At 60.6% G+C, this 9,063-nt stretch carries 9 protein-coding genes and 1 pseudogene; 3 read left to right on the plus strand and 7 right to left on the minus strand.

The window, feature by feature from the left end:
• From ACRCSW_RS04455 to ACRCSW_RS04470, 4 genes are all read right to left on the minus strand, one after another.
• Positions 1-1,279 (minus strand): molybdopterin cofactor-binding domain-containing protein (locus tag ACRCSW_RS04455; protein ID WP_438702935.1); only part of this gene is annotated, 1,279 nt, incomplete at its 3' end.
• Positions 1,280-1,282: 3 nt separating this feature from the next.
• The gene (locus tag ACRCSW_RS04460; protein ID WP_438702937.1) at positions 1,283-1,744 is read right to left on the minus strand and encodes a (2Fe-2S)-binding protein; all 462 of its coding nucleotides are present in this window, start codon (positions 1,742-1,744) and stop codon (positions 1,283-1,285) included.
• A gap of 127 nt (positions 1,745-1,871) precedes the next feature.
• Positions 1,872-2,984, minus strand: coding sequence for a PQQ-dependent sugar dehydrogenase (locus ACRCSW_RS04465; RefSeq protein ID WP_438702938.1), 1,113 nt, complete (start codon positions 2,982-2,984; stop codon positions 1,872-1,874).
• A gap of 49 nt (positions 2,985-3,033) precedes the next feature.
• Positions 3,034-3,939: an SDR family oxidoreductase gene (locus ACRCSW_RS04470; protein ID WP_438702939.1), complete on the minus strand. Its 906-nt coding sequence runs from the start codon at positions 3,937-3,939 to the stop codon at positions 3,034-3,036.
• 163 nt (positions 3,940-4,102) lie between these two features.
• Here ACRCSW_RS04470 and ACRCSW_RS04475 point away from each other — a divergent pair, with 163 nt between their 5' ends.
• Complete coding sequence (locus ACRCSW_RS04475) at positions 4,103-4,999, plus strand: AraC family transcriptional regulator (RefSeq protein ID WP_438702941.1); 897 nt, start codon at positions 4,103-4,105, stop codon at positions 4,997-4,999.
• Positions 5,000-5,194: 195 nt separating this feature from the next.
• Here the strand turns inward: ACRCSW_RS04475 and ACRCSW_RS04480 are convergent, their stop codons facing one another.
• Together ACRCSW_RS04480 and ACRCSW_RS04485 are read right to left on the minus strand one after the other, a co-directional pair.
• Positions 5,195-5,827: a tyrosine-type recombinase/integrase gene (locus ACRCSW_RS04480; RefSeq protein ID WP_438702943.1), complete on the minus strand. Its 633-nt coding sequence runs from the start codon at positions 5,825-5,827 to the stop codon at positions 5,195-5,197.
• Positions 5,828-6,157: 330 nt separating this feature from the next.
• Entirely contained in the window at positions 6,158-7,252 is a 1,095-nt protein-coding gene (locus ACRCSW_RS04485; protein ID WP_438702945.1) for a TRAP transporter substrate-binding protein, read from the minus strand.
• A gap of 105 nt (positions 7,253-7,357) precedes the next feature.
• Here ACRCSW_RS04485 and ACRCSW_RS04490 point away from each other — a divergent pair.
• Together ACRCSW_RS04490 and ACRCSW_RS04495 are read left to right on the plus strand one after the other, a co-directional pair.
• Positions 7,358-7,483, plus strand: a pseudogene (locus ACRCSW_RS04490) (LysR family transcriptional regulator); the annotation flags it as partial.
• Positions 7,484-7,549: 66 nt separating this feature from the next.
• Positions 7,550-8,248, plus strand: a complete 699-nt coding sequence (locus ACRCSW_RS04495; protein ID WP_438702947.1) for a LysR family substrate-binding domain-containing protein — start codon at positions 7,550-7,552, stop codon at positions 8,246-8,248.
• A gap of 265 nt (positions 8,249-8,513) precedes the next feature.
• On the opposite strand, the gene ACRCSW_RS04500 is transcribed toward ACRCSW_RS04495, so the two are convergent.
• Positions 8,514-9,063 (minus strand): GTP-binding protein (locus tag ACRCSW_RS04500; protein WP_438702946.1); only part of this gene is annotated, 550 nt, incomplete at its 5' end.

Consider the following 9,063-nt stretch of genomic DNA (forward strand, 5'->3'; position numbering starts at 1 on the left):
CGCCCTTGATGTCATCTTGACGCGTCCAAACAAGTTTTACCGGCCTGCCATCGCCAAGCGCCATTGCTACCATGGCCGCTTCAACTTGATAGTCGGCTAGAAAACTCCCACGCCGGCCGAATGAGCCGCCAGCATAGACAGTGTTGATAGCAACATTGTCCTGGCCGACACCGGTTAAGCCGCCGACTGCCATCTGGGTGGTGGTGGGGCCTTGCGCGCCGTCCCAGATGGTGACCTTGCCGTCCTTGATCTGCAGAACACAGTTCACAGCTTCCAACGGCCCATGGGCAAGGAAGGGGGCGTGAAACTCGACATCGATTGCATTCGCAGCACCAGACAGGGCTGCAGAGACGTCGCCGTCATTGCGGGCGACAAGGCCGTCCTCGGCAAGGGTCGCAACATACTCGGCCTCCATTTCCTCCGACGAGCGGTTTTCGGCTGCCGCGAAATCCCACTCAGCGGACAATTCGTCGCGACCACGCATTGCTGACCACGTGTCACTCGCGATGACGGCGACGCCGATGGGAATCTGCTTTACGTCCAGAACGCCCGGCACGGCGCGGGCCGCGCTGTCATCGAACGATACAAGTGTGCCACCGAACCGGGGTGAGCGCAGAATGACGGCGTAGACCATGTCGGGCACGCGGACGTCCATCGCAAAGATCGCAGTGCCGTTGATCTTGGCAGAACTGTCTTTGCGCGGCAAAAGGTCCTTGCCGATCAGGGTAAAGGTCGACGGGTCCTTGACCGCAGGCGCGATGTCCAATCCGGCTGGCACATGCGGCAGCATCTCGCCAAAGCCCGCTGTCCGCTCACCATGCTGGATTATGCTATTGGTAACCGTGATCTCGCCCGCGGGCACAGCCCATTGCTGGGCTGCGGCGGCGACCAGCAGCTGGCGCGCAACTGATCCTGCCTCACGATACTGCATGTAGGAGTTCGCCATGGAGGTTGACCCGCCCGTCGTTTGCGCACCGAAGATGGTGTTGGCGTATTTCGAGACGTCGGCAGGCGCGAACTCGACCGCAACCTTGGCCCAGTCTGCATCCATCTCTTCGGCGACCAAAGTGGCAAGACCGGTGGTGACGCCCTGTCCCATCTCGTAGTGCTTAAGGATCACCGTAACGATGCCGTCTGGTGACACCTTGACGAACGGGTTTGGCATGAAGTCAGTCGAGGCTTGCGCCCAAACGCCCTTCGCATCGAGCCCGACCATAAGTGCCCCGACAGTTGCGGCGGCACCTTGCAGAAAACCCCGGCGTGATGTGTTGATCTTCATGGCTCAGGCCTCCATTCGCTTGGCTGCTTCGTGGATCGCCGCTTTGACCCGCACGTAGGTCGCACAACGACAGATATTCCCGCTTATGGCATCGTCGATGTCGGCATCAGTTGGCTTCTGGTTCGTGGAAAGAAGCCCAACCGCTGTCATGATCAGTCCCGGCTGGCAGTAGCCGCACTGAACAACATCAAGGTCGCGCCAAGCGCCCTGAACCGCCTCGGCCACCTTACCTTCAATGCCTTCGATGCTGGTGATCTGGCCACCCTCGGCATCTGCAACCGAGAGCTGGCATGAAAGCGTCGGGACACCATCCACATGCACCATACATGCGCCACAAATGCCGACACCGCAGCCGAACTTGGTGCCGGTGATCGCAAGCTTGTCACGCAGTACCCACAGAAGGGGCATTTCATCTGGAGCATCAACGACGTGTTCTTGACCGTTTATCCTTAACGTTCTCGCCATGGCATCTTCTCCTATTTTGGCTACAGGCGTTTCATTCCCAGCGGTAGACAAGGTAGCTGCAGTGACCGCAGTGGCCGCAGAACGGCAATTCACCAACGAACCGGAACGTTGGCGCTTAGGCGCGGGATCACGGCGCCACGAGTTCAATCCGTAGAATTCGATCATCCCCATCGGTTGGCGAGGCACCGGCCCAGCCGAAACCATCCGTTTCCGACGTCACTACCCACAACGCGCCATCGGGGGCGACCTCGACAGTCCGCAAGCGGCCATACTCACCGACGAAATGCGCGATTGCCTCACCTGTTGGTTGGCCGTTCGACACGGGCATTTGCCACAGTCGCTGACCCCTCAGGCTCGCCATCCACAACGAGCCCGCGGCATAGGCGATGCCCGAAGGTGACGCCTCTTCCGTCGCAAATGTAAAGATGGGTGGGGTGCCTGTGCCGCCCAGAAGCCCCTCGCTTTCCGGCCAGCCATAATCTTGGCCGGCAAGGATCCCGTTCACTTCATCCTGTGACGTCTCTCCGAATTCCGATGCGTAAACACTGCCGTCGGGGCCAAAGGCAATGCCCTGAACGTTCCTGTGGCCGATGCTGAAGACCGGGCTGTCAAACGGGTTTCCATCCGGGATCGACCCGTCGGGCCGAATGCGCAGGATCTTGCCGTTAAGACTGCCGGGATCTGGCGCGAGGTCAGGTTCTAACGCGTCTCCGGTCGTCACCCAAAGGTTGCCGGCGGTATCGAACGCAAGGCGACCGCCCTGATGTCCGTTGCCAGCGGCAATGTCGCCCAGCACAACCCTGGCCACTTCGAAGGAACCAACGTCTTCAGCGAATTCCAGCGCAACGACGCGGTTGTCGGTTGCTGTGGTGAAATAGGCAAACACCGTTCGGTCGTCGGCAAAAGCGGGCGAGGCGGCGAGCCCCAAGAGCCCAGCATCGTTGCCGGAAACCACATCCGGCACGATGCCAACTGACTGATGCTGCCCCGTTGCCGGATCGATGCGGCGGATATCCCCCGTATCGCGCGACGAGACGAGCGCCGAACCATCGGGCAGAAAGGTAAGCCCCCATGGCGACACGAGGTTCTGGGTGATCTCGGTCACACCGGCAATCTGGGCATGCTGCGATGGGTTTTCCGTCTGCGCGCGGGCAAGATCGGCCGTGAAGAATGCAGGCGAGGCGGCGGTCAGGGCGATCAATACCGCCTTCAGGCTTATCCTAGCTTGAATTTGCATCATCGTTTTATCTCCAGTTGCGACATATGCAGGTGCCGTCAAACCAAAGGCGTCACGCCCGGGTGCGCAGACGGTTTACCAATAAGTCCTCTTCCAGAATCCGACCCTTGAGCGCGGTTAACTCCTCGACATCCCAAGTGGCGCTCAGATATCGACCCGTCGCCCAATCCGCCTTTCCCGAACTGAGCCAGACGGCAAAACCTGCGGCCAGTGCCGGGTCATCGACCAGATAGGCATGCATCGCCTCTGGCATGTTGCGGCCAAGCTCGGTCGAAACCCCGCCCGGATGCAGGGCAAAGCACTTGATCCCGTCGTCCCCGTGATCGACCTGAACGAATTCGCACAACCGGTTGATCGCATGCTTTGCGGTCTGATAGTCCGAGGCCCCCGGCATCAAAAGCTGCGCGCCGATCGAGGACAGCAAGATCAGGTGGCCGCCGCTTTTTCCTGAGTCCGCAGCGGCTTTGGCCGAAGCTACCAAATGGGGCACCGTGTAGCGGATCACGTGATAAACGCCCCGAACGTTTACCTCCCAGTTCCACCACCAACCTTTCGGATCGGACTCGCCGATCTTGACCCATGGCCCAAGGTAGCCGGCATTGGCATCGGCAACGTCAATGACCCCGAAACGGGCGATGCAGTCGGCGACTGCTGCTTCGACTTCCGCCGCAACCGTGACGTCGCAAACGGCCACGGCGCAAAGCGTCAGGGGGTTGGCCTGTTGGACAAGCGCTTCGGTCTCCTGCAGCGCGGTTTCGGACCTTGCAGTCAGATAGACCGCCCTCGCGCCGGCCCGGGCAAAGGCGACAGCCGTCGCCTGGCCGATGCCGCGCGAGGCACCAGAAATGAAGACGACCTTACCATCAGCGCTGCCCGCCAACGCCCCTGCCGGGTCGATCGCGTCATAGACGTCATGGCGGGCGGTCAGATCGAGAAACTGTGTCTGGATCGAGGACATGCGAGACTTTCTTGCAGTCGAACTCTACCTGCAGGATATAGCGGTCGACCCTAGGCCAAGCCTGCCGCATCCTGCACAATGTATGCCAAATCCTGCGCATCTGCGCTGAAACGGATGCAAGGATTTGGTGGGTCTGTTATTCGATCTCGGAACTGAAACGGAGATGGACCTTGGCCCTTTGATAGACCTTGCGCCGCTAATCGACTCGAGTCTACGCCACTTGAATCAAAGCGGGATTATTGGTCACGGGCTACCGGGGCTGACGGTTCTGCGGCGCGAGACAGAAAGCGAGATCGAGGCGGTCGTGTATGAACCTGTCGTCTGCCTGATCCTTCAGGGACGGAAAGTCACGTGGATCGGCGACCAGGTCGCCGATGTCGGGCCGGGCGACGCTCTGATCGTCAGTCACCACCTTCCGGTCCAATCCCGGATCACGAAAGCAAGCCCTCAGGAACCCTATCTGGCGGTGATCCTCGCGCTTGATCTGGTGCTCGTCCACAGCCTCCATGATGAGGTGACCGATGTCACCGTACACGAAGCCTCCGACCGGTCGCTTGCTGCCGGACAGACGGACCCTGCCTGGCTTGCGCCGCTTCGGCGCTACCTCGACCTCCTGGACAAGCCGCTTGACGCAAAGGTTCTGGGTCCTTCCATACTGCGCGAAATCCATTATCGCCTGCTGATCTCGCCCGCAGGGGGGATGCTGCGGAGCCTCCTGTCGGCCGACAGCCACGCCAGCCGAAGTGCCCGGGCCAGTCACCGGCTGCGCTCCGACTTTCGACTGCCGATTTCGCTGCCCGAGCTAGCGAAAACAGCAGGCATGAGTGCGACCTTGTTCCACAAGCACTTCAAGGCCGTGACAGGGACCACGCCGCTGCAGTACCAGAAGGATCTGCGGATGATCACCGCCCGCGCCTTGGTGGCTGAACAGGGGCAAAGCGTGTCGGAAGCCGCCTATGCCGTGGGCTACGAAAGCCCGACCCATTTCAGCCGCGACTTCAGGCGCAAGTTCGGGCTGGCACCGAGTCAAGCTGCAAAGGGCAACGGTAATCTGGGCTGAAGGGGATCGATCAGAGGCTGACGTTCGACCAAGGAAATGTAACCCAGCAGGGATAAGAGCACTGAGTCAGACCGTTCCTCCCGGCACATTAGGAAAGGAATAACTATGCGTAGACTTCTTGCAGCCAAGGTCCAATCGCCTGCGGCTACATCCGAACAGGCGCCGCAAAGGAGGCATATCAGCCTAATTGACTGATCAGATCTCGACGCCCTCCGATATCTCCAGCGCGTCTTCAAGCTCGATCCCGAGGTAACGCACTGTGCTGTCCATCTTGGTGTGGCCGAGAAGGAGTTGAACCGCCCTTAGGTTCCCGGTTTTCTTATAGATTTGTGCAGCCTTCGTTCTGCGCATCGAATGCGTGCCATAAGCACTTGGCTCAAGCCCAATCGAAATCACCCAATTCCGGAGGATGCGCGCATACTGCCGAGTCGAAAGATGCGGGCTACCGTGAAAGCGGCTTGGCCAAAGATCGTCGCAGCCGAACATCGCCGGGCTTTCGATCCAGCGCTGGACGGCTTTGCGGGTCTGTTCGGTGATCTCGAACTGGACGGACCGCTGGGTCTTGCTCTGCAGGACTGAGGCCCGCTCTTTCATGTGACCCGAGACGAAGACGTCTCGGACTTTGAGCCGGACGAGGTCGCAGCCCCGCAGCTTGCAGTCGATGGCCATGTTGAAGAGGGCGAGGTCACGGATGTTGTCCGCGATCTCGAGCCGCACCCGGATCGCCCAAACATGCTTGGGCAGAAGCGGCCGTTTCTGACCGATGATCCGGCCCTTGTTCCAGGCCGGGGCTATTGGACGAACGATAGGAAGCTGAATTGCGGACATGGCTTTTCCTCCGTCCGCCAAACCCGCCCGACACCAACACTGCGCTGATGTCCCATGATAGCATGGATAAGGTCGAATGACCGGTTCGGGGAAGCTGCACTGCCACAACGGTCGCTACATGAATGGCCGCTAAGGGCCGAGGGCGTGTGGAAACTCGCTTGAGGCACCAGCTCCTCGGAAAGACATTCCCACACAGCGGCACAATGGAGAGGTTGTTCTGAGTTGGAGGGGCGATGGCGCACTTGGCGGGAAACAGTTCCTCTCGAATTCCCGAGATTCGAGTTTTCACACAGCCTCGGCCGGTGTCGGTCGGCACACCGCGGAAGTGCCTCACAATGCGATGTGAGGCTCGGCAAAGGCACGCGCCGACAAGTAGTCGCGGTCAGTGATCGCAGACCATTGCTGCAGCGTCGTGCGTGCCGCCAGATACGAATCCAGGATGCGCCGTTCAATGCCCGCCGTGCTGTCATACAGGGCCGACCAAACCTCGTTCGTCGCCGCTGCCAGATGCGTCAGGACTGCGTCGGGAACGCGCCGCACCTGAACGCCGTCCTGTGACGTCATCTGCCCAAGCGCCAGTGCATTCGCCGCATAGACCTCGTGCGCATTCTGGTGATGATCAGCCTCGGCCACCGTCTGCACCAACAGCTTAAGGTCATCAGGCAAGCCTTCAAACGCGTCCAAGTTGACCACGAGTTCAACAGCGCCTGACGGTTGATGAAAGCCCGGCCAATAGTAGTAGGGCGCAAGCCTGTGCACGTCGAAAGCCAGGTCGACCGCCGGTCCCACCAGCTCAAACGCGTCGATCTCGCCCGTCTCCATCGCAGGCCCTATCTCGGCGGGCGGCAGATCGACAGCGCGCATCCCTGCAGCATTGGCGATTGCGACCGTGCTGCCTGTGGTGCGATAGCGCAAGCCGGTCAAATCCGCTGCGGACTGCAACTCGCGGGGAAAAAAGCCAAAGGCTTGCGCGCCGAGCGCGCCTGCCAGAAAGGGTTTCAGGCCGTAACCTGCATAGAATTCGTCCCACAGCGCCTGGCCTCCCAGGTTTCGGATCCACGCGCCGACCTCGGTTTCCGTAAAGCCATAGGGCATTACGAAGAACGGAAAGAAACCGATGGAGAGATCGCGCCAGTTATAGGATAGCGACCGGTACATCTGCACCTCACCACTGCGCACCGCATCAAACCTCTGCTGGTTGGACCCGAGATCGACCGAATTCATCACCTCGATCGTAAGCCTGCCGCCACTGAGCTGGGTCAAACGGCGCGCAATGCGTTCGGCTGCCGCGAACTGGAATGGAAAATTCGGCGCCCAAGTCGATGAGAGCCGCCACTGCAGGGCCCCCTGGGCCAAGGCGGGAGCCGCCAGGGCTGCGCCGACCGCACCAGCCGTTGTTGCCAGAATCAATTCGCGACGTTTCATTCGCTTTCTCCGAGTTGTGAGGTCAGCCTCGATTGTCGTTCCGCAAAGTGATAATGAAAAATAGAAAGATCGTCGTTTCCGATAGACGGGATTTATCAACCCATGATGGACATCAAGACGCTCGCCGCTGTCATCGCGATCGCTGAAGGCAAAACGCTGCGCCAATTGTCGAAAACGCTGGCTCTGACCCAGCCAGCCCTGACGGTGCGCCTGCAGCGTCTGGAAGATGAATTGGGCTTTCGCCTGTTCGACCGCATCGGCGGGCGCTTTCGTTTGACCGAACAGGGCCGCCACTTCGTGCCGCATGCAGAGCGCCTGATCGCGCAAAGCGACGTGACCCTCCGCGCCGCTGCCCGCATCAGGAACGGCGAGGCCGAGCGGCTCGATCTTGGCGTCACCTTCATTGCGACGATGGCCGGGGTGCCGGAAGCGCTGAAACGGCTGTCGGACCGCCACCCGGCGTTGCAGCTCTGCGTTCACGAAGGTTTGTCGGGCGATCTGGAACGCGATGTCCTCAGCGGTGCGGTGGATTTGGCGGTCCTGCACACACCGGTTTCAACACCGGGGATCGAAACTATCGAAGCGTTTCGCGAACCCTACCGGTTGCTGGTACCTCATGGTCACCGACTGGCGTCCAAGGCTTCGGTCAGGATTGCCGATATCGAAGGCGAAAAACTGATCCTGACGTCGCGGGACATCGGACCCGTCATCTATGACCGCCTGATCGCGATGTGTCGCGCCGCAGGGGTGGAGCCGGTCATGCCGCATGAGATGACGACATCACTCGCCGTGGCGCGCATGGTCGCGGCCGGATTTGGCCTCGGGCTTGCAATCGGCCCCGCCGCCCAAGTGGCGCGCGATATGATTGTTGCTCTCGAAATCGAGGGCGACGTGCCAGAGCTTGTCTTCGCGCTATGCTACCGCCCGGGCACCTATGGCCGCTATGCGAGCGAGTTGTGCGCATTCCTGCAAGAACAGCAAGGCCCTCCGCCATAACAGAAACATCGCGCCCGCCGAAGCCAACTTCTAGGAAGTTCTGGAAGCAAGGGGATTTGGCTGCGAAACCAACGTCAGCCAGCCTCCGGCAGACCTTTCGCGGGTCAAGGCAGCAGTTGAACTGATTCCGAGAGAGTCCGCACGGCAGACACCTCGTCGCGAGTTTCGCCGCGACAGGAACGAACGACGGGTTCGGTGAAGCCGCACTGCAGCGACCGCCGCAACTTGGATGGCGGATATGGGCCGAACGACTTGAGGCGCGACCTCAGATGCGGTGGTTAACTGGTCTCGTCCGCAGGACATCAAGCGCTTCCCGCAAGCTTTCGCGCGGCAGGTCACGGCCAATCAGGACGATCCGGCTTCTTCGATCAGCCCCCGTCCAGGCTTGCAGCCGCACGGGCGGGTCGATGATGTGCTGTACGCCATGCATGACAAAGGGCGTCTCGAAGCCTTTGGCCCAGATTACGGCTTTCATGCGCAGGACACTTGGGCCCAGGGAGGCCAGCAGCGTTTCCAGCCAGATATCCAGCATCATGGGATGGATCGGATCGTCAAAAGTGGCCGACACGGAGGAGATCCGATCATCGTGCCGGGCCGCAGGGTCCAACGACGCAAGCGATGAAAATGTCGGGGAAGGCGTAGGTCCGAAGAGGCCATGCGTTGGCTCTGCAATCTTCGCCGTGGGCGCAAAGGCTGGTAACGGCAGCGATGACAGCGCATAGGCAGTGCCGTTGACCCAATCAACGGCGCCGGGAAGGTCCGACCCCATCTCGGGCGGGCCTGCGCCGAAGAGCTCGGTCAGCGGGACGGCGCCC

This window comes from Tabrizicola sp., assembly GCF_051645465.1.
Lineage (GTDB): Bacteria > Pseudomonadota > Alphaproteobacteria > Rhodobacterales > Rhodobacteraceae > Tabrizicola.

Coding starts and splice junctions, on each gene's coding strand:
- ACRCSW_RS04460 (WP_438702937.1), bottom strand. CDS start 1,744: ATGGCGAGAACGTTAAGGATAAACGGTCAAGAACACGTCGTTGATGCT.
- ACRCSW_RS04475 (WP_438702941.1), top strand. CDS start 4,103: ATGGACCTTGGCCCTTTGATAGACCTTGCGCCGCTAATCGACTCGAGT.
- ACRCSW_RS04470 (WP_438702939.1), bottom strand. CDS start 3,939: ATGTCCTCGATCCAGACACAGTTTCTCGATCTGACCGCCCGCCATGAC.
- ACRCSW_RS04480 (WP_438702943.1), bottom strand. CDS start 5,827: ATGTCCGCAATTCAGCTTCCTATCGTTCGTCCAATAGCCCCGGCCTGG.
- ACRCSW_RS04485 (WP_438702945.1), bottom strand. CDS start 7,252: ATGAAACGTCGCGAATTGATTCTGGCAACAACGGCTGGTGCGGTCGGC.
- ACRCSW_RS04465 (WP_438702938.1), bottom strand. CDS start 2,984: ATGATGCAAATTCAAGCTAGGATAAGCCTGAAGGCGGTATTGATCGCC.